General features: G+C 53.2%; 26 protein-coding genes and 2 pseudogenes. 13 read left to right on the top strand and 15 right to left on the bottom strand.

Annotated elements, in window-relative coordinates:
* Nucleotide 1: 1 nt before the first annotated feature.
* From E3U44_RS09735 to E3U44_RS09750, 5 genes are all read left to right on the top strand, one after another.
* On the top strand, nucleotides 2-1,012 hold the full coding sequence (locus E3U44_RS09735) for an oxidoreductase (RefSeq protein WP_134357950.1): 1,011 nt from the start codon (nucleotides 2-4) through the stop codon (nucleotides 1,010-1,012).
* 86 nt (nucleotides 1,013-1,098) lie between these two features.
* Nucleotides 1,099-2,883 carry a tetratricopeptide repeat protein gene (locus E3U44_RS09740; RefSeq protein WP_134357951.1) on the top strand — a complete coding sequence of 595 codons (1,785 nt, stop codon included), beginning with the start codon at nucleotides 1,099-1,101 and terminating at the stop codon, nucleotides 2,881-2,883.
* Entirely contained in the window at nucleotides 2,883-3,605 is a 723-nt protein-coding gene (locus E3U44_RS09745) for a sulfotransferase (RefSeq protein WP_166805052.1), read from the top strand. The genes E3U44_RS09740 and E3U44_RS09745 overlap by 1 nt, the downstream gene beginning before the upstream one ends.
* A 58-nt stretch (nucleotides 3,606-3,663) precedes the next feature.
* Nucleotides 3,664-3,792: a hypothetical protein gene (locus E3U44_RS20355; protein ID WP_276321929.1), complete on the top strand. Its 129-nt coding sequence runs from the start codon at nucleotides 3,664-3,666 to the stop codon at nucleotides 3,790-3,792.
* 34 nt (nucleotides 3,793-3,826) lie between these two features.
* Complete coding sequence (locus E3U44_RS09750) at nucleotides 3,827-4,174, top strand: sensor histidine kinase (RefSeq protein ID WP_134357953.1); 348 nt, start codon at nucleotides 3,827-3,829, stop codon at nucleotides 4,172-4,174.
* On the opposite strand, the gene E3U44_RS09755 is transcribed toward E3U44_RS09750, so the two are convergent.
* The 3 genes and pseudogenes from E3U44_RS09755 to E3U44_RS19955 all read right to left on the bottom strand — a co-directional run bounded on the left by E3U44_RS09755 (nucleotide 4,104) and on the right by E3U44_RS19955 (nucleotide 8,526).
* A complete protein-coding gene (locus E3U44_RS09755; RefSeq protein WP_134357954.1) occupies nucleotides 4,104-5,696 on the bottom strand; it encodes an ATP-binding response regulator in 1,593 nt (530 codons plus the stop codon). The two genes, E3U44_RS09750 and E3U44_RS09755, sit on opposite strands and share 71 nt — an antisense overlap.
* 8 nt (nucleotides 5,697-5,704) lie before the next feature.
* Nucleotides 5,705-7,219 (bottom strand): ATPase domain-containing protein, encoded by a 1,515-nt coding sequence (locus E3U44_RS09760; protein WP_134357955.1) that lies wholly within the window; start codon nucleotides 7,217-7,219, stop codon nucleotides 5,705-5,707.
* 179 nt (nucleotides 7,220-7,398) lie between these two features.
* Nucleotides 7,399-8,526: pseudogene (locus E3U44_RS19955) on the bottom strand (PQQ-dependent sugar dehydrogenase).
* A 185-nt stretch (nucleotides 8,527-8,711) separates the two neighbouring features.
* On the opposite strand from E3U44_RS19955, the gene E3U44_RS09770 reads away from it, so the two are divergent.
* The gene (locus E3U44_RS09770) at nucleotides 8,712-8,912 is read left to right on the top strand and encodes a hypothetical protein (protein WP_134357956.1); all 201 of its coding nucleotides are present in this window, start codon (nucleotides 8,712-8,714) and stop codon (nucleotides 8,910-8,912) included.
* Nucleotides 8,913-9,004: 92 nt separating this feature from the next.
* Nucleotides 9,005-10,210 (top strand): zinc-dependent alcohol dehydrogenase, encoded by a 1,206-nt coding sequence (locus tag E3U44_RS09775; RefSeq protein ID WP_134357957.1) that lies wholly within the window; start codon nucleotides 9,005-9,007, stop codon nucleotides 10,208-10,210.
* A gap of 152 nt (nucleotides 10,211-10,362) precedes the next feature.
* Here the strand turns inward: E3U44_RS09775 and E3U44_RS19960 are convergent.
* Nucleotides 10,363-10,539, bottom strand: a pseudogene (locus E3U44_RS19960) (BrnT family toxin); the annotation flags it as partial.
* 20 nt (nucleotides 10,540-10,559) lie between these two features.
* Between E3U44_RS19960 and E3U44_RS09785 the strand changes: the two are divergent.
* The 3 genes from E3U44_RS09785 to E3U44_RS09795 all read left to right on the top strand — a co-directional run bounded on the left by E3U44_RS09785 (nucleotide 10,560) and on the right by E3U44_RS09795 (nucleotide 11,702).
* On the top strand, nucleotides 10,560-10,838 hold the full coding sequence (locus E3U44_RS09785) for a BrnA antitoxin family protein (protein WP_134357958.1): 279 nt from the start codon (nucleotides 10,560-10,562) through the stop codon (nucleotides 10,836-10,838).
* A gap of 256 nt (nucleotides 10,839-11,094) precedes the next feature.
* Entirely contained in the window at nucleotides 11,095-11,454 is a 360-nt protein-coding gene (locus E3U44_RS09790; protein WP_206054750.1) for a hypothetical protein, read from the top strand.
* A complete protein-coding gene (locus E3U44_RS09795) occupies nucleotides 11,454-11,702 on the top strand; it encodes a hypothetical protein (protein WP_134357959.1) in 249 nt (82 codons plus the stop codon). The genes E3U44_RS09790 and E3U44_RS09795 overlap by 1 nt, the downstream gene beginning before the upstream one ends.
* Nucleotides 11,703-11,842: 140 nt before the next feature.
* Here E3U44_RS09795 and E3U44_RS09800 read toward each other — a convergent pair whose 3' ends face one another.
* From E3U44_RS09800 to E3U44_RS09820, 5 genes are all read right to left on the bottom strand, one after another.
* Nucleotides 11,843-12,091, bottom strand: coding sequence for a DUF2442 domain-containing protein (locus tag E3U44_RS09800; RefSeq protein WP_134357960.1), 249 nt, complete (start codon nucleotides 12,089-12,091; stop codon nucleotides 11,843-11,845).
* A 7-nt stretch (nucleotides 12,092-12,098) separates the two neighbouring features.
* Nucleotides 12,099-12,347: a type II toxin-antitoxin system toxin DhiT gene (dhiT, locus tag E3U44_RS09805; RefSeq protein ID WP_134357961.1), complete on the bottom strand. Its 249-nt coding sequence runs from the start codon at nucleotides 12,345-12,347 to the stop codon at nucleotides 12,099-12,101.
* 51 nt (nucleotides 12,348-12,398) lie between these two features.
* Nucleotides 12,399-12,677, bottom strand: coding sequence for a HigA family addiction module antitoxin (locus tag E3U44_RS09810; protein ID WP_134357962.1), 279 nt, complete (start codon nucleotides 12,675-12,677; stop codon nucleotides 12,399-12,401).
* 63 nt (nucleotides 12,678-12,740) lie between these two features.
* Entirely contained in the window at nucleotides 12,741-12,935 is a 195-nt protein-coding gene (brnA, locus tag E3U44_RS09815) for a type II toxin-antitoxin system BrnA family antitoxin (RefSeq protein ID WP_134357963.1), read from the bottom strand.
* 94 nt (nucleotides 12,936-13,029) lie between these two features.
* Nucleotides 13,030-13,188 carry a BrnT family toxin gene (locus tag E3U44_RS09820; RefSeq protein WP_134359758.1) on the bottom strand — a complete coding sequence of 53 codons (159 nt, stop codon included), beginning with the start codon at nucleotides 13,186-13,188 and terminating at the stop codon, nucleotides 13,030-13,032.
* Nucleotides 13,189-13,214: 26 nt separating this feature from the next.
* On the opposite strand from E3U44_RS09820, the gene E3U44_RS09825 reads away from it, so the two are divergent.
* Nucleotides 13,215-13,397 (top strand): hypothetical protein, encoded by a 183-nt coding sequence (locus tag E3U44_RS09825; protein ID WP_134357964.1) that lies wholly within the window; start codon nucleotides 13,215-13,217, stop codon nucleotides 13,395-13,397.
* 37 nt (nucleotides 13,398-13,434) lie between these two features.
* On the opposite strand, the gene E3U44_RS09830 is transcribed toward E3U44_RS09825, so the two are convergent.
* Both E3U44_RS09830 and E3U44_RS19965 read right to left on the bottom strand, forming a co-directional pair.
* Nucleotides 13,435-13,860: a helix-turn-helix domain-containing protein gene (locus tag E3U44_RS09830; RefSeq protein ID WP_338040745.1), complete on the bottom strand. Its 426-nt coding sequence runs from the start codon at nucleotides 13,858-13,860 to the stop codon at nucleotides 13,435-13,437.
* A 12-nt stretch (nucleotides 13,861-13,872) separates the two neighbouring features.
* On the bottom strand, nucleotides 13,873-14,025 hold the full coding sequence (locus E3U44_RS19965; RefSeq protein ID WP_240761366.1) for a hypothetical protein: 153 nt from the start codon (nucleotides 14,023-14,025) through the stop codon (nucleotides 13,873-13,875).
* A gap of 140 nt (nucleotides 14,026-14,165) precedes the next feature.
* Between E3U44_RS19965 and relB the strand changes: the two genes are divergently transcribed.
* A complete protein-coding gene (gene relB, locus E3U44_RS09840) occupies nucleotides 14,166-14,390 on the top strand; it encodes a type II toxin-antitoxin system RelB family antitoxin (RefSeq protein ID WP_013033471.1) in 225 nt (74 codons plus the stop codon).
* Complete coding sequence (locus E3U44_RS09845) at nucleotides 14,374-14,646, top strand: type II toxin-antitoxin system RelE family toxin (RefSeq protein ID WP_134357965.1); 273 nt, start codon at nucleotides 14,374-14,376, stop codon at nucleotides 14,644-14,646. Before relB ends, E3U44_RS09845 begins: the two co-directional genes overlap by 17 nt.
* A 154-nt stretch (nucleotides 14,647-14,800) precedes the next feature.
* Here E3U44_RS09845 and E3U44_RS09850 read toward each other — a convergent pair whose 3' ends face one another.
* From E3U44_RS09850 to E3U44_RS09870, 4 genes are all read right to left on the bottom strand, one after another.
* The gene (locus E3U44_RS09850; protein ID WP_134357966.1) at nucleotides 14,801-15,022 is read right to left on the bottom strand and encodes a pilus assembly protein HicB; all 222 of its coding nucleotides are present in this window, start codon (nucleotides 15,020-15,022) and stop codon (nucleotides 14,801-14,803) included.
* The gene (locus E3U44_RS09855; protein WP_134357967.1) at nucleotides 15,019-15,222 is read right to left on the bottom strand and encodes a type II toxin-antitoxin system HicA family toxin; all 204 of its coding nucleotides are present in this window, start codon (nucleotides 15,220-15,222) and stop codon (nucleotides 15,019-15,021) included. The genes E3U44_RS09850 and E3U44_RS09855 overlap by 4 nt, the downstream gene beginning before the upstream one ends.
* Before the next feature lie 169 nt (nucleotides 15,223-15,391).
* A complete protein-coding gene (locus E3U44_RS09865) occupies nucleotides 15,392-15,679 on the bottom strand; it encodes a helix-turn-helix domain-containing protein (protein ID WP_134357968.1) in 288 nt (95 codons plus the stop codon).
* Nucleotides 15,680-16,534: 855 nt separating this feature from the next.
* Entirely contained in the window at nucleotides 16,535-16,795 is a 261-nt protein-coding gene (locus E3U44_RS09870; protein ID WP_134357969.1) for a helix-turn-helix transcriptional regulator, read from the bottom strand.

A 16,795-nucleotide genomic window follows, 5' to 3' on the forward strand; every position in this document is an offset into this window, starting at 1 on the left:
GATGGAATCCTTTCGGGGTTTGCAAATTGACCAGGAAAAGGGTGCTATCCATGCCCGGCTGGAAACCTTGCGCTTAGAGGATCTGGCTCCCGGTTCGGTGGTGATCCGGTCCCATTATTCCAGTGCCAATTATAAGGATGCCTTGGCGGCTACTGGCAAAGGCAAGATTCTGCGGCGTTTCCCCCTGGTGGGCGGCATTGATGTCTCAGGAGTCGTGGAGTCCTCAGATGATCCCCGCTTTCATCCAGGGGATAAAGTGGTGGTTACCGGCTATGGGTTGGGCAGTGATCACGACGGCGGCTATGCCGAATATGTTCGGGTGCCGGCAGACTGGGCGGTACCCTTGCCGGAAGGGTTAAGCCTGTATGACGCTATGGCCTTGGGAACGGCGGGCTTTACCGCCGCCTTGGCGATTCAAAGAATGGAGGACAACGGGCAGCAGTTGGTTCAGGGTCCTATCCTGGTTACAGGCGCGACGGGAGGAGTTGGGAATCTGGCCATTAATATGTTAGCAGGGTTGGGTTACAAAGTGGTCGCTCTGACCGGTAAGTGGGAGGCGGCTGAAGATTTAGAAACTTTGGGAGCTTCCCAAATTCTATTTCGACAAGAATTAGAGATAGGCCAACATCCCCTGGAAAAAGGCCAATGGGGCGGGGCCATTGATACCGTCGGGGGGGAAATATTGGGCTGGCTCACGCGGACCGTATTGCCCTGGGGCAATATCGCCAGTATTGGTCTGGCAGGAGGAAGCGAGCTGCACACCACGGTTATGCCCTTTATTCTGCGTGGAGTGAGCCTTTTGGGAATTTCCTCTGCGGACTGCCCCATGCCTTTGCGCCAACGTATTTGGCAGCGACTAGCTACAGATTTACGTCCCAGGCACCTCCATCAGATTGTCACTGGAGTAGTTTCCCTGGATAAGCTATTGCCCGTTTTTGAGGAAATGCTGGCGGGAACCCATCGGGGAAGGACAGTGGTGCAGATCAAAGGGGATAATTCTTCTAGGGTGTGATTTTTACGCCTGTGAAGGTATTTTAGAGTTAGATGTGTTGGTCTAGAGAGGGAGAGTGCTGTACTCCTTAATCAGGGAAGTGAAAAATGAAAATAGCGATGAGTGATCCTATGTCATTGAGCCGATCCTCAGACAGAGCGTTGTTATTACTACTCTCCTTAGTGACAGCAGTATTGGCCGCCTATACAGCCGAGCTGCATTCAAAGTCGACTGAGCAGTTTCAGGGAGCCGAGTCGGTCAAAGTAGACACGGTCGTTTTCCCAACTTCTTGCTCGCCCCAGGCTCAAGGGCATTTCGTGCGGGGCGTGACTGCATTGCATTCCTTCTGGTATCCGCTGGCGCTTGATGAATTTCGCGAGTCCACCCGCGTTGATCCGAACTGCATGATGGGCTATTGGGGCGAGGCGATGGCCCATAATCATCCGATCTGGGGCGACCCGCAAGAGACTGAGGTTGTGCGCAAGGTGATCGAGAACATCAAAATCACGCCAAAGCTGACGGCCCGTGAACGCGCTTGGTTAAATGCAGTCAGGGTTTTGTATGGCGAAGGCAATAGGCTGGCGCGCGACAAGGGCTATGCAGCGGCGATGGAGAAAATCTACCGAGATTACCCGAATGATCCAGAGGCGGCGCTCTTCTATGCACTTGCGCTAATGGGGACTGTTCGGTCGGAAGACCCCGCCGGTGCGCAGACTCGTTGGCACGCGGGTGAAATCGTTGCGGCGGTTTACAAGGAAAATCCCTATCATCCCGGCGCGGCCCATTACCTCATCCACGCTTATGACGACCCTGCGCACGCCCACCTGGCGCTCGACGCTGCGCGGCGCTATGCTGAAATTGCCCCCCAAGCGCCGCACGCATTGCACATGCCTTCTCATATTTTCCTGCAACTTGGGATGTGGCCGGAAGCCGCCGCCTCAAATGAAGCGTCCTGGGAGGCTTCGAACCAGTGGATACAGCAACAGAATTTGCCAATTAGTGAGCGCAGTTACCACAGTTTGCGCTGGCTGATGTACATTTACCTGCAACAGGGCCGCTATGATAAGGCAAAAGAACAGCTCACATTAATGGGGGAAAGCCTTGCGCAATTTCCCCAAGACGACCCGCGCAATCTCATATTTGGAACATTCACTCACGCTGCTATGGCGGCGATTTTTGTGGTGGAGACCGAGCGCTGGGAAGCAGCGGAGCAATTGCTGCCGAAGGGCGGGGGGATACAGGCTCAGACTGACAGCAGCTCTAACCCGATACAGACTAACCTGGCCATCGTCCAGACTCCGGCGATCTTCGCGCGCGCTCTGGCAGCCGCTGTGAAAAATTCTCCCCAAGCCCAGAAAAGCATAACTGAATTGCAAGCAATTCGGGAAAAGGCCTTGGGTGCGCCGGAGCCTTTCATTGCTGAAATAGGTGGGATGACCGAGGTTCAGGAATGGGAGATCGAGGCTATAACCGCCGCCGCGAAGAACGACTTTGATAAGGCGATGGGAATGATGCAGAAGGCTACGGCGCTGGAGGAAGCAATGCCGCCACCATCAGGGCCACCTCTGGTGATTAAGCCATCCCACGAATTGTTTGGCGAGATTCTGCTGCGCGCGGGCCGCCCGCAAGAAGCCGTCGAGCAGTTTGCAATTTCCCTACGCCGGCATCCAAATCGCGCGCGTTCATTGTTGGGCGCAGCGCGCGCCGCAGCTCATAGTGGGGATACTCAGAGCGCGGTTAAGTTCTACAAGCAATTTGAACAGCAGTGGCGGCAGGCTGACGCCCAGTTGCCGGAATTGGGTGAAGCCCGGGATTACCTAAAGAGGGCAGATAGTGGAATAGTTGGCAAATCGCTTATGAGTTTGAATATAGTCCCCAGCTTCGGCAGGTGATGTGCTCAACAGGTATCCCTCTCCCTTTTGCTATCGTTGCAGATTTGCGTACCGGGTCTACCCTGCTATCGAGTAGTCTCAATAAGCACCCGCAGATCTGCTGTCGAGGGGAATTGCTACATCCAAACGATTTGCCGGACAACCAGCTTTCCCGAGTCCGTCGGCATGACTTAAATGCCAGCGAATTGCTGCAGGCCGCCTTTGATGTTGCTTGTGTTCGTGCAGCCGGCTTCCGCGCCATGATCTTCCGACCGGATCCCCAGGAGCAACCCCAATGGGCAGCTTTCTGGGATCGTCTGGCAATTTGGAAGTCTCTTCGTGTGCTCTTTCTCAAGCGCCGTGACCCATTGGCACAGTATGCTTCTCTTTGCATTGCGCAGCAGACCGGGCAGTTTCACCCGGCAGCGGGAGATCCGATTCTCAGCGCAGAGCATCGTCCGCGGCTCCAAATCGATCCGGATGCCTTCCGCACGTGGGCAGAGCAGAGGCACCAGCTACGGAGTCACCGTAAAGCCCAACTGCAGGGCGTCCCCATCCTGGATCTTTCCTATGAAGAGCTCGTTTCCCAGTGGGATTTTACGATGCAGCAGATTCAGCGGTTTCTCGGCGTTGATATACGACCGCTCGCGCAAGCAAAACAGAAACAGGAGCAGCGACCTCTCCGTTCCGTCATTCGCAATTATGAGCAGGTGCGCGGTATTGCCGACCACCTTCCCACATAGCACTGCGCTTCATTCCTGGCAAGATAGGGCCCTCTGTTAGGTTGCTCTGTCAAAAATCATGCAAAAAGGGGAGGAAAAGCGGGGGGCACTGGTGCTAGTGGATCAGTGGCAGGTTTCATTCCCCGACGGCATTTTCGATCCGGTGGCTATGATTGCCACGCGCGTGAGGCTATTATCGACTCACTGAGGGCCGGGTTTACTGGGCTTAGGGTAGTCGCTGATTGGATGCCTCCCGTGTGACTTCGGGAGGTGTGCCGTTGAAGACTCAGCCCTGCGATCTGGTAGCCCTGGTTGAGGAATGCGCAGAGGTGGCACAGACGGCAGCCGCCGAACACCGCATCGTAGTGCAATGTCTGGCAGCGGTCGAAGCCGTTGTGGACCCGCTGCGTATGGAACAGGTACTCGCCAATTTACTTGACAACGCCACCAAATTCAGTCCACCGGGTAGCCAGATTGCGGTCGATGGCAGCGAATGGGGTGACATAGGCTCAATAGCGCCTATTCCTCCCTCGGCTTTAGGGGGCGCCCCACGAGAGGCCCAGGGCCTTGGGGGCTCTGCAGGCCGCTGAAATTGGCGATAATTTCCTGAACCTGAGCCATATCCACCGGTTTACGCAAGTGATGATCAAAACCTGCGGCGCGGGCTTGACGTATGTCCTCGGCCTGGGCGTAGCCGGTCATGGCCACCAGCACGGGGCGCTGTTCCATATCCAGGCGCCGCAGGCGGCGGGCGATTTCGAAACCGTTGAGTCCCGGCATACCCAAGTCTAGGAAGATCACGTCCGGCGGATCTTCCGCCGCTCGCTGAAGGGCGTTACTGCCTTTATAGCTGATGCTAACTCGATGGCCTAAAAGCTCCAAAATCTTGGCGAAGGAGTTAGCTACGTCAGGGTTATCGTCCACCACCAAGATGTGGCGAGTTGCATGGGTTGGGCTGTCGTTGGTGACGCTCTCCTTTGCTTGCTGATTGCCTGCGGCCAAAGGTAGGCGCAGGGTGAACTCGCTGCCTTTGCCGGGACCTTCACTGAAGGCGTGTACTGTACCCCCGTGCATTTCCACCAGCTTGCGCACCACGGTGAGCCCGATCCCCAGCCCGCCCAAAGAGCGGTCTAGGCTGCGTTCTCCTTGGCTGAAGAGATTAAAAACGCTTTCCACATTTTCTGGTGGGATGCCGATGCCTTCATCGCGTACCCGGATGGTCACTTGGTCGTTTTCCTGTTCCGCCTGCAGCCAAATACGACTGCCCTTGTCAGAATACTTGGCGGCGTTTTGCAGAAGATTGCCCAGCGCCTGGGCCAGCCGGGCGGTATCGCCGTTAACAGTAAGGGGAGTATCCGGAGCCGTGATTAACAGCGCCTGCCCCCGTTGCTTGGTCAGTGGCATAATCTGCTCCGCGGCTTGGCGGATAATTTCGTCTATGGTCACCGGAGCGCGCTGCAAGTTTACTTTGCCCCGCGTAATGCGGGCCACATCCAACAGGTCGTCCACCAACCGTATTAATTGGCCTGTTTGGCGCCGGATCATATCAAAAGCCCATTGTTGCTCTCCGGTAAGGGGTTGTCCGCTCAGAGACAAGAGTTCGGTGGCGTTTTGAATGGGCGCTAGAGGGTTGCGTAGTTCGTGGCCCAGCATGGCCAAGAACTCGTCCCGATTGGCTACCGCCTGTTCCAGCTGGAGCAGCAAATCTCGCACCTGGTACTGGCGTATACGCGCCTGATAGGCAGCGCGGACAGCGCTCACCAGGGTTTTAATGCGTACCGGTCGATCTAGAAAGGAGACGGTTTGCTGGGCCTCCAGCCGTTGCAGGATCGGCAGATTAGCTCTAGATATTTCTTCACCGGCAGTGAGTACAATAATCGGCACCGCTGACCAAGCAGGCTGGGTTTCCAGTTTCTCGAACAAGACCTCCACACCGGGGCTTTGCAAGCTTTCACTGGTAAGCACTACCGCCACGGAGTCCTCGTCTAGGGTGTTCGCCAGGTCTTTCATGCTGAGATAGCTCACAGCCCTGAAGTTATGCCGGGTGAGGATATCCTGGGTGTATTGGGCATCCTTCCGCAGAACACAATGGATCAGAATGCTTTCGTCCACGTTATCTCCTAGCAGGAGCTGGGAAAGAGCAGGCCGTCTCTTGAAGTGTTGCCCACGAAGTGGGGGACACCGGTGAGCACTCCCTGGAAATCCCGCAGGGGCTCGCTTAAGCGTAGGCCATCGGGAGGCCCAATGCAGAGCTCGCGGATGGTGCGCTCGTGGTTGCCAGCACGTTTCTTAAAGACAGAGATGGCCTTGCGGACCTCGCCCTTGGCCTCAAAGTAGCGCAGCAATATCACTGTGTCCGCCAAGTTGCTCAGTTCCGCCGGGGTTTGCACTTCCGCACCTACGAAGCCGTGCTGGACTAAGGTCATCAGCGTAGTAACGCCCTTTTGGCGCAGATAGCCGAGCAGCTCATAAAGATGGAGGTTAAGGAAATTTTGTTCGGACATGGCCTGGAGATAGCCACTCAGACTGTCCAGCACTACCAGCCGGGTATCGTTGGCCTCCACTCGGTCACGCAAACGGACGGCGAATTCCCCCACGGACATAACGGCCGGATCGGCCGTCTCTAACCGAACTTTGCCAACCTTCGCATACTCGGCCAGGGGCAAACCGATAACTTCGGCCCGGGCCAGCTGGATATCTACATCTTCGTCGAAAGTAAAATAAAGGGTATTTTCCCCCCTCTTGGCCGCCGAGGAGGCGTAGCTCATCGCTAGGCAGGATTTGCCGGTGCCTGCCGATCCCATTATCAGGCAACTAGTGCCGCAGTCGAGTCCGCCGCCTAACAGAGTATCCATCCCGGCAATGCCGCTCGAAAGGGTCTGGCCACGGAATTTTTCCCCGTGGTGGGTGGTGGTCCGAAGGCGGGGAAAGACCTCCAACCCGCCCCGGGCGATATTACAATCATGATAGCCAGTGCGTACGTCTATGCTCCTGAGCTTACAGATGGTGAGTCGCCGTCGGTCAGGCCCGTATGCTGGGGACCACCGTTCTAAGTTGATGATCCCATGGGCTAGGCTGCGCGGCTGGAAGTGGAAATTAGGATGGCTACTTTCGATCTCGTCGATGATCAAAGTGGTGCAGTTTCGGTGACTGAGAAATTCCCGGATACCTTGGATCTGGCGGCGGTAGCGCAGGGGATCATTGGCAATGAGTCGTAGCCCCGAGAGAGTATCTAGCACCAGCCGCTCAGGCCGCACCCGCTCTACTTCTTGGAGCACTTGGCTGGTGAGCTCTACCTCCGAAGGGTAGAATAGGGTGTACTGGTCGGTAACTACGGACGCATCCTCGCCGCATGTCAGCACGAATACAGAGATGCCGTCTAGATTCCAGCCATGGGAGGCAGCGCTTTGCTTGAGTTCCTCACGGGTTTCGGAGAGAGACACATAGAGGCATCGTTGGCCTCGCCGAACTCCTTCCAGGACGAATTGTAGGCCCAGTGTGGTTTTGCCAGTGCCACTCTCACCTTCTACTAAATAGAGACATCCTTTGGGTAGCCCGCCCTTGAGGATTTCATCCAGCCCGGGAACGCCGATAGATTCTATTTCCTGCAGGGCTTCGCCATTACTGATGGTCATGTTGCTGTCTTGCATTAATTAGGAATCATTGCTTAACTTTACTTTTTAATATGGGTCTTAATTCTTAGTGGGTCTCCAGGAAATTTCAACCCGATTTGTTGTGTTGTTTTTAGGGTAAAGTCACGGGCCTATCATCGTGATAGCTTTTACCCGCTCCGAAGAAGCAGGCTTCCCCCTCGCTATTCCAAGGCACTTAATCGCCAGAGATTGCCATTATCCTGATCGGTGAGCGCATAAACGGACCCATCCGGCGCCTGCTCCACATCCCGGATACGGGCGCCAAGAGGAATGCGTTCCTCGCCTATCGCTTTCATTCCGTCAAATGTCACACGGACAATACCCTGAGCTGTCAGACCGCCAATCAATGCACTACCCTGCCATTCGGGAAACATATCGCCGGTATAGAATTCCATCCCCGAGGGAGAAATGACCGGTGTCCAGTGAATGCCAGCGTCGGCAAAGCGCGGATGGGTGGACGGATCGGCAATGTCTTCGCCGCCATAGTGTTGCCCCCAGCTTACCACCGGCCAGCCATAGTTCCGGCCTGCCTCAATGAGGTTCAGCTCATCCCCGCCACGCGGTCCCATCTCCGCAATCCACAGCGCCCCTGTTCCAGGTTGTATCGCCGCGGCTTCAATATTGCGATGGCCATAGGTCCAGATCTCGTTTTCCGCATCGGCCTGATTAACAAACGGGTTATTGCCAGGTATGGAGCCATCCGGATTGATGTGGACAATAGTACCGAGGTGATTGGAAAGATCCTGCGCCGGTTCAAACTTGAAGCGCTCTCACATGGTCAGGAACAGCGCGCCTTCCGGCGAAAACACGATGCGTCCGCCGAAATGCTTAGAGCCCGGTACCTTTGGCATTTGGCGAAAGATGACTTCAAAGTTGGCAATACGGCCCTCTTCAAAACGGCCGCGTCCCACCGCCGTTGATGCGCCGCCTTCGCCAGGTTCGGCAAAGGAGAGATAGACAAGACGGTTCGATTCAAAATCCGGATCGAGCGCCACATCAAGAAGTCCCCCCTGGCCCTGATTGAAGACCTCGGGTGTTCCAGTGAGCGGCTCGGACAAGGTGTGATCGGCGTCAAGGAGACGCAGCTGTCCGCTTCGCTCCGTCACTAGCAAACGTCCGTCGGCAAGGAAAGCCATGCCCCAGGGATGATTCAGCCCGCTAACGAGATTGGTCACAGTAACTCTAACCCCTTCGGTTTGCACAGTTTGGACCTGCTGAGCCATGGCCGGTGTGATGAAAAGCATGATGGCGACCAGAATGGTCGCTCCGGGATTGGTTTTTTTTTTCATGGCCTCACTTCCTATTAGATTCGGTAGTTGACTTAGGAGATAGTGTAGTTGAGGTTTACCCTTTTCACGGAAACAGCCCTCCCCAGTGGGCCCGCAAGGATCGCTATCCCCACCTGCTTGATGATGCAGTCAGTAAAAGAAGTAAAGAAACAAAAAAAAGCCCGGAGGGGGTCCGGGCTGAAAAAATGTGGGTTAAGGCCTTTATCTTACTTTTCTACTTACTGCATTTCTATACAGGAATACCCTGGGTCCAGCGGCGTTCCTATAGATGGTACCGGAATAGGCCCCTGGTAGAAAAATTGCCAGGGTCAGGAATTTGCCATCTAGTGATTGCTTGTTTTCTCCGCTGGCACCGTGGAGAAGTCGGTATCACCGTCTACAATTAAATGCATTAATCGTCTCCAGTTTGGGGTTACCCCTTAAAATTGACCAGATCAACCATATCATCAGCCACACCTGGATGGTTGAGGAGGGCGAGATGAAAGCAGTCGTTTTTCACGAGATTGGTGATATTCGCCTCGACGAAGTACCGGAACCGCAGGTCAAAGACCCGACCGACGCTGTGATTCGGATCACCGCCAGTGCTATTTGCGGCACCGATTTACACATGGTGCGTGGCACCATGGGCGGCATGGAAAGTGGGACCGTTCTCGGGCATGAGGCCGTTGGGGTCGTAGAAGCTCTTGGGAAGGGCGTGCGTAACCTTAAGGAAGGCGATCGGGTGGTAGTGCCTTCCACTATTGCCTGTGGTTATTGCGCCTATTGCCGCGCAGGCTATTACGCCCAGTGCGACCACGCCAACCCTAACGGCCCCCTGGCCGGCACCGCTTTCTTCGGTGGACCGAAAACCTCTGGATCATTTCATGGTCTGCAGGCAGAGAAGGCGCGCATCCCTTTTGCCCCTGTCGGCCTGGTGAAGCTGCCTGATGAGGTTAGTGACGATCAGGCCATTCTGGTCTCCGATATTTTCCCCACTGCCTACTTTGGTGCTGAGTTGGCTGAGATTAAGTCCGGCGATACGGTGGCTGTGTTCGGCTGCGGTCCTGTCGGGCAGTTCGCCATTGCCAGTGCGCGGCTGCTGGGGGCCGGGCGGATATTGGCGGTAGACACCGTGCCTTCCCGCCTGGAAATGGCCCGTGCCCAGGGCGCGGAGGTCATTGACTTCAACACCGAGGGCCCGGTGGAGACGATCAGGGATTTGACGGGCGGTATCGGCGTGGATCGCGCCATCGATGCCGTAGGTGTGGATGCCGAGCGCCCCCATCACGGGCCGGCCGCCAGGCAAGCCGATGCACAGCAAGCGCAATTTGAAGAGGAATGCAAGGAGATCGCTCCCGAGACTCACCCCCAGGGTGACCTCTGGCGCCCAGGCAATGCTCCCTCTCAGGCCTTGCGCTGGGCGGTCGATAGTCTGGCCAAGGCAGGCACCCTGGCAATCATTGGTGTCTATCCGCCCAATGACCGATTTTTTCCCATCGGCCAGGCGATGAATAAAAATCTTACCCTCAAGATGGGTAATTGCAATCACCGCAAGTATATCCCCATGCTAGTCGATTTGGTGCACAGCGGAGTAGTCGATCCTACTCGGGTGCTTACCCAACAGGAGCCGCTCACGGCGGTGATTGACGCCTACAAAAATTTCGATCAACGCAAATCCGGTTGGATCAAGGTGGAGTTGAAATAGCTCTTGCCATGAACGAGATGGAAACTGTGTTTACTTCAAGTTTTCGTGGCAGGCGGTGTAGGTGAGGCGCCAGGGCAGATTAAACCAAGCCGCATCGCTTGTCGTGCAGCATCTTCCGTGTTCTCTGTAAGGATCAGAGGCGCACACACGATTAGAGTTACCTCTTCGGACCGGGAACGACGGACAGAGATGATGTGGATTCTTTCGCTCCTGTGTGTGATCACCGCTGACCAATGCTTATCCTTAATGCGGCCAATAACCAAAAATCTTGGCTCATCCACCGTTTTGGCCGGGATTTCTACAAGATACGGATCACGCCAGAGTTCCTGGGTGTCAGAGAGGGCGTTCTATGGTCAAGCCGAAGAAAACTAAAACTCTACCTGAGTTTAAGACCGAGGCTGAGGAGCGAGCCTTTTGGGAGAGCCATGACTCCAGTAACTATGTGGATTGGAGTCAAGCAAAGCCTGCGCGCTTCCCAAACTTGAAGCCATCAACGAAGACTATCTCGCTGCGCCTGCCAGTAGCGCTTTTGGAACGTATTAAGGTCGAGGCCAACAAGCGAGACGTGCCTTATCAATCACTAATTAAGACGTGGCTCGCGGAGAGTGTTGACAAACACCGTCTCTAATAGCCGCTTTCACCTTTTCCTTCAGCGCTACGATTGCATCAGCCGCTCGGGGTACGAGCGTCGGCTTATACGTTGATTTGGCCTTGAATTACCCTTTGCTGCAAGCAAAATTATCCAACAGCTTTTAATCATTGGCTGGATACGTGAATAGTGAAGGTGGAGCGAAATATGCATTAATTTCCTTGCGTAAAGGATAGATCATGAATCAAATATATTACTGTAAACTCACAATAGCAATTAACAAGACCTGACACATTTGCGTGCTGGCCTGGAAAAATCCATCACCATTGACAATGCGCTTCGGCGCTATGAGCAGGAAGAGGTGGAGGCAGCCCAGGCACGGATCAACGCCCTCTTCGAGGAAGAAGCCGTCGAGGAGGGGGAGATTCTAGAGGCAGAGGAGACGGAGGAAGCGCAGCTTCAACATGCCCTGGTTCAGGCCGGTGCTTTGGTGGAAAAGACCGAGTGCATGCTGGAAGAGGCGACCCCCGAGGATCGGGAAGACATGGTCGATCTCATCGAGACTATCCGGGATGCCATGGTCGCCAAGGACAGCCCGGTTTTGAAGACCGCCGTCGATGAACTGTCGGATATTCTCTACTATCTAGAGAGTTGATGGAACGCTGTCCCAATTGCGGCGCCCGCTATAAGGGAGGAAGGGAATGCCACCGTTGCGGGATGGAGCTATCGCGGCTGCTGCATATCGAGAGCCAAGCTAAGCGCTGGGAACAGGTTGCTGTGAAGCGGTTGGCGGCAGGGGATAGGGAAGGGGCAGAGGTGGCGGTGGCCAGGTCATTAGCCCTGCAACGTCGGCCTCTGGCTCTAGTGTTGCGAGCCTTCGTTCGGCAGGGGGGCGCTGAGTAGAATCTCGCCAAGCTTTCAAAACTAAACTGCTTATGGCAATAAGCAAGGCCTGACCTCGGCTTCAGCTTATGAGGCGGCTGGGAGTCCATTCAAGGCCATTATGGTGGGCAGTCCCACCCTGACTGGCTGCATGCAACTGTTTAAGGCATCGGTGTTCCATGTACCCATAGCTCATACTCGCTTATATCAATTTCATCATTCCAATAGACAGCGTATCCTCCTTTTTCTATGTGTACATTTTTAAATAATGCTGAATCCTTTAAAGGATAAAACATTTCTTTCTCTAGCAAAGGAGTAATATCGTATTTTCTCTTTTCATGGTTTTCGAATTCTATAAGCAAAATATGATTAGTGATAGCTTTTGCTGAACGTATCCTTGGGTATTGCATAACTTTATTACTTCAGAGGTGGAAGCTTTCGAAACTCTTGTTTTTCCCACATTTCCATAAGATCCTTCTGGTACATAGAGGCCCATTCCATAACCATCTTTCTTGCTCTTTGAGGTAAATCACCCTCGATCATTTCTAATGTTTCTATGTTGAATAAAGCATTATACTCACCATATACAGCATGGAAATGCGGCGGTGGATGATCACCGAAGAACAGCTTTATGATGATCCCGTAAAATCTTGCTATTTCAGGCATCTATTCATCACTTTACGAGCCGTAGGCTCCGTGGAGCCAATTTCTATGTAGCTAATCTTTTTGACTTCCTTTAAATTTAACATTTTTTCTGGCGTGCCAAAGGTCATACTGGTCCTGCATCGCAAGCCAGCTCTCCGGCGTACGACCTAAAGCCTTCGATAAGCGCAAAGCCATTTCAGGCGGTATGTTGCTCTCACCGTTCAATAAGCGATTCAGGGTCGAGGGTGATACGCCAAGGCTTGCCGCTACCTTTCGCACACTAATACCGTAAGGTGTGATATAGACCTCACGAATAAATTCGCCCGGATGTGGTGGATTATGCATACGCATTAGTGATAATCCTCATAATTTACTACGTTTGTTAGAAGCCGTCTGTTCGAGGCGCTCAGCTAGCTAAACTTTGATGATCGACTGGCGCGTCACTCCCAGCCGGCAAGCTTCCCTGTCGAGGGATTCAATCATCCAGTCTGGAAAATCCACATTGACACGCCTTTGCTTTTGAAGTGGACGACGCGCCTTGGAAATATCCAAGGCATGAGTCATGTCCTTGCCGCTGTCAAACTCGGAATCAAATTTCTTTGCTTTCATATAGAGTTATACTAATCCCAAAAATTAAGGCTCTTTTCCATCCCTTCTCCCCTCGCGGGAGAAGGTGAGGATGAGGGGGGTTAATGAAAGAATGCTATTTTATTGGGATTGATATTACCTCTTCGGACAGGGAACGACGGACAGAGATGATGCGGATTTTTTCGCTCCTGTGTGTGATCACCGCTGACCAATGCTTATCCTTAATACGGCCAATAACCAAAAATCTTGGTTCATCCACCGTTGTGGCCGGGATTTCTACACGATCAAGATGACGCCTCCGTGGAACTGCGGAACATCCTCACCACCGCCATTGGCCAGGTCTTTGACTTGAACGAGAATGTTGCGTTGCCCCTGGCCGACAGAATCGCCGACCATTTGTTCACCCTGGCGGGAGGCAGCGAGCTGTATGTGCCCAAACTGGACCGGCAACGGCACAATGCCGCCATTCGGATTTGGGGGTAGAGGTCACTGCCTCGTTATGGATTAAAATCTGTTTTCGTCAACCTTCCGCCAGCTCGCGCAACACCTCCGGGTAGCGCTCCGCCACGCGCAGCAGCATCTTCGCCGCCCCGGACGGCTGGCGCCGGCCCTGCTCCCACTCTTGCAGCGTGCGCACCGAGACCCCGAGCAACGCGGCGAACTGTGCTTGGGAAAGGCCGATGCGGTTACGTACCTCCACCAGGGGCGGGATCTCCACGTGGGTCACCCGCGCCGCCTGGCCTGCCTTCATCTGGTGTACTGATTCCAGCAGTTTTTGCCCAAATTCCTCGCCTGTCATTGATGATTTAGCCATGCTCTTAATAGCCTTGAGAAGATGCGCTGGGATATTGCCGCGTACTGCCTTGGCGTAGATTACCGGCAACCATATTTCGCCGTTATCCAGCCGGTTGAAATAAACCACCCGCACACCGCCGCGTTTGCCCATGCCGGAACGCGCCTAACGCACTTTGCGGCGGCCTCCAGAGCCGGGAATGACCTCTCCAGACAAGGGATTTTCGGCCATCCAGTTGATGAACGCCTCACGCTCCTGCTCCGGCCAGATCGAGGCTGCATAGCGCTGGAAGATCCCGGTTTCGGCGACGGTATACATGGGAGTATATTATGGCACTGACGGATACTTGCAAAAGAAGCATGAAAACCTTCCGATTCAAGCCAGTCATGGTAGTTCCACTTTGCCGACCTGCCATGCTATGATATACACGTATAGCAATCGACTGTTTGGAGGTTCCCATGTTGGCTATCCGACTCCCCAAGGAGATAGAGGAACGTCTGGAAGCGTTGGCCGCTGCTACCGGGCGCACCAAAACCTTTTACGCCCGCCAAGCCATTCTGGAGTACATTGACGATCTGGAAGACGTGTACTTGGCCGAGCGTGAGCTAGAAGAAGTTCGTGCGGGTCGCAGCATCCCCGTGCCTCTGGAAGACGTCATGAAGCAATATGGCCTGGCGGATTGAGTTGTCGGGACTGGCGCAAAAAAACCTGCACGGACTGGATAAACAGATAGCGGAGCGAATCCTACGCTTTTTGAATGATCGGATCGCCAAGCTGGACGACCCGCGCAGTATCGGCGATCCCCTCAAGGGCGCGAAGCTGGGCGAGTTCTGGAAATACCGTGTCGGTGATTATTGCATTATCGCCGACATTCAGGATAGCGAATTGCTGATTCTGGTGGTGCGGATTGGCAACCGCCGGGAGGTTTACAAGCGGTGAGTTAGCAGTTGCCTACTTCCGCAAACAGCAATAGACAAGCTCTGACCCTTCTTTTGACCCCTTTTGCTTTCAAACCGGCGACGACGAAGGATGCGTCCGCGTTGAGCGCCGAGTTAGGCATCTGTCCTCCGTAGCAACCTTTTATTCAAGAGATTTACACTACTTCCTGCATAGGCCGAATGCGAGGACTAGGAAGTGCACGCCCCTCTGCTTCGAAATGACGAATAACATCTTCAACAACCTCACATAATTCACCGTATAGTCTTACCGGATCATCTCCGTGAATTCCTGTAATCAAGTCAGGGCATTTTCCAATATAAGCTTGATCTTCTTCACTCCACTCGACCCATTTATGATACTGATCGATCTTTTTCATTTCTTCACCGTTTCTATAGCTTGTTTCACCTGCTTTTCTTGATAAGGTTTCGCATCGTCACCAGACCTTCCGCTGAGTGTCACGGCACCGACATACTTAGCATGTGCAAATTTACGATGCGATCCTTTACCGCCACCTGATATTTCGTAAAACCCAGCTTCTTTTAGATCTTGGATAAGCTCTCTGATTTTTCTTGCCATGTTTACAAATTCAATCTGTGGCGCAAACTGTGTAATGCCTAATAGCTAATTAGCGATAATCCTCATAATTTACTACGTAAGCGTTACCATCCCGAAACTCAAACGTGATGCGCCAATTCACGCTCACCGAAATGGACCAAAGTGTCTTCCATTATGGGGTAGATTTTACTTACTCTGCGACTGCCTCAATGACGGCTTTCGGGTTTTTATCTACCACTTTTAGGAGTACCAAAGCTGTACCTCTGGGGGTTCTTAAACCTTGTTCCCAGTGCCTTAAGGTACCTAAAGAAATACCAAAAGTCGCACAAAAACGCTGCTGACTCATCCCGGTCTTTTCTCGTATTGCTTTAACGTCCACATGACGTGGCTTGTGCTCAATTACACCATTTTTGTTACCCTTTGCATGGTTGGGAGCATCTTGTAAACCAGCATGAATGTCATCGAAAGCTTTACCCATTTCTCTGCCTCTAATAATCAAAGTAATAAATTATCCTGTATCCACCGCTTTTGCTACTAGCATTTCTTGCCTATTGAAGTTTTCTGACACCGTTAGTGCCTTGAATGATAGTCCCTGAAGCAAGGGTACTCAGGAGGATAAGCAATTAGATCATTTCTTTCTTCTTCTAAGAGTAGATTTTCGGCTTTTTTACGATAGGGTTGAGTTTCAGCGGCAGTGATCATGCTTAAGTTAATGTACTCCAATGGAGTACTACTGTCAAGGAGAAGCTGGAACTCTAAGTCTTATTTGGTGATTCCCCGAGAATTTGAAAAACTGCTGGAAAAGCCCTTTTTCAGTAGGGTGGGTTAAGGTGTATCAGCGCCGTACCCACCAAAATCTAAGTGCTTACTGGCCTCTTTTAATAATAATGGGGGTATCTTTTGGCTTTGAATTACCCTTTGCTGCAAGCAAAATTATCCAACAGCTTTTAATCATTGGCTGGATACGTGAATAGTGAAGGTGGAGCGAGATATGCATTGATTTCCTTGCGTAAAGGATGGATCATGAAGCAAGTGTATTACCGTAAGCTATAATAGCAATTATCAAGACCTGACCCCTTTTTTGCTTTTTTATTGGGTTCTTGTCCATCGCCCCGCGATTTTGCCTTGGGCTTCCTCCAGACCTCCCCTCACGAGTTGGCCCTTGCCCTTTAGCTAACCTTCGGCTCTGCGAATACCTGGTATCGGGACTTTCACCCGACTAGTTAAGTGCCATGCCTGGTACACACGTTGGCGCTCAGCGGCGCTTGACGGCGACCGACCGGAGCGGAAGCGAAGGGAAGAAGCAGTCAAGCGTCCGACTGCAGCGCCCTTGTTATGCCGCAGATTCATGATGGACATCCCAGCCCGGAAACACCAGAACCGCGGGATGGCACTTCAACGCTCTCGCAAGGATCTTTGCTCTTTCCACTCCAAGGTTGACTCGATCATTTTCAATCGCGGAAATCGTGGATTGAGGAATACCCGTTCGTTCGGCTAGTTCATTCTGGCTCAATTCCTGGAGTTCCCGAAGAATCCTGACCGATTCACCAACAGAAACATCCACCATCTTTCTGGCTTTTCGATAATCTTTCAT

It is taken from the genome of Nitrosococcus wardiae, assembly GCF_004421105.1.
In the GTDB taxonomy this organism is placed as follows: Bacteria; Pseudomonadota; Gammaproteobacteria; order Nitrosococcales; family Nitrosococcaceae; genus Nitrosococcus; species Nitrosococcus wardiae.

Coding starts and splice junctions, on each gene's coding strand:
- E3U44_RS09745 (WP_166805052.1), top strand. CDS start 2,883: ATGTGCTCAACAGGTATCCCTCTCCCTTTTGCTATCGTTGCAGATTTG.
- relB (WP_013033471.1), top strand. CDS start 14,166: ATGTTGGCTATCCGACTCCCCAAGGAGATAGAGGAACGTCTGGAAGCG.
- E3U44_RS20355 (WP_276321929.1), top strand. CDS start 3,664: ATGCAAAAAGGGGAGGAAAAGCGGGGGGCACTGGTGCTAGTGGATCAG.
- E3U44_RS09845 (WP_134357965.1), top strand. CDS start 14,374: ATGGCCTGGCGGATTGAGTTGTCGGGACTGGCGCAAAAAAACCTGCAC.
- brnA (WP_134357963.1), bottom strand. CDS start 12,935: ATGAAAGCAAAGAAATTTGATTCCGAGTTTGACAGCGGCAAGGACATG.
- E3U44_RS09795 (WP_134357959.1), top strand. CDS start 11,454: ATGGAACGCTGTCCCAATTGCGGCGCCCGCTATAAGGGAGGAAGGGAA.
- E3U44_RS09775 (WP_134357957.1), top strand. CDS start 9,005: ATGAAAGCAGTCGTTTTTCACGAGATTGGTGATATTCGCCTCGACGAA.
- E3U44_RS09870 (WP_134357969.1), bottom strand. CDS start 16,795: ATGAAAGATTATCGAAAAGCCAGAAAGATGGTGGATGTTTCTGTTGGT.
- dhiT (WP_134357961.1), bottom strand. CDS start 12,347: ATGCCTGAAATAGCAAGATTTTACGGGATCATCATAAAGCTGTTCTTC.
- E3U44_RS09810 (WP_134357962.1), bottom strand. CDS start 12,677: ATGCGTATGCATAATCCACCACATCCGGGCGAATTTATTCGTGAGGTC.
- E3U44_RS09740 (WP_134357951.1), top strand. CDS start 1,099: ATGAAAATAGCGATGAGTGATCCTATGTCATTGAGCCGATCCTCAGAC.
- E3U44_RS09785 (WP_134357958.1), top strand. CDS start 10,560: ATGGTCAAGCCGAAGAAAACTAAAACTCTACCTGAGTTTAAGACCGAG.
- E3U44_RS09735 (WP_134357950.1), top strand. CDS start 2: ATGGAATCCTTTCGGGGTTTGCAAATTGACCAGGAAAAGGGTGCTATC.
- E3U44_RS09855 (WP_134357967.1), bottom strand. CDS start 15,222: ATGGCAAGAAAAATCAGAGAGCTTATCCAAGATCTAAAAGAAGCTGGG.
- E3U44_RS19965 (WP_240761366.1), bottom strand. CDS start 14,025: ATGTATACCGTCGCCGAAACCGGGATCTTCCAGCGCTATGCAGCCTCG.
- E3U44_RS09865 (WP_134357968.1), bottom strand. CDS start 15,679: ATGGGTAAAGCTTTCGATGACATTCATGCTGGTTTACAAGATGCTCCC.
- E3U44_RS09770 (WP_134357956.1), top strand. CDS start 8,712: ATGTGGGTTAAGGCCTTTATCTTACTTTTCTACTTACTGCATTTCTAT.
- E3U44_RS09800 (WP_134357960.1), bottom strand. CDS start 12,091: ATGCAATACCCAAGGATACGTTCAGCAAAAGCTATCACTAATCATATT.
- E3U44_RS09850 (WP_134357966.1), bottom strand. CDS start 15,022: ATGAAAAAGATCGATCAGTATCATAAATGGGTCGAGTGGAGTGAAGAA.
- E3U44_RS09830 (WP_338040745.1), bottom strand. CDS start 13,860: ATGGGCAAACGCGGCGGTGTGCGGGTGGTTTATTTCAACCGGCTGGAT.
- E3U44_RS09760 (WP_134357955.1), bottom strand. CDS start 7,219: ATGACCATCAGTAATGGCGAAGCCCTGCAGGAAATAGAATCTATCGGC.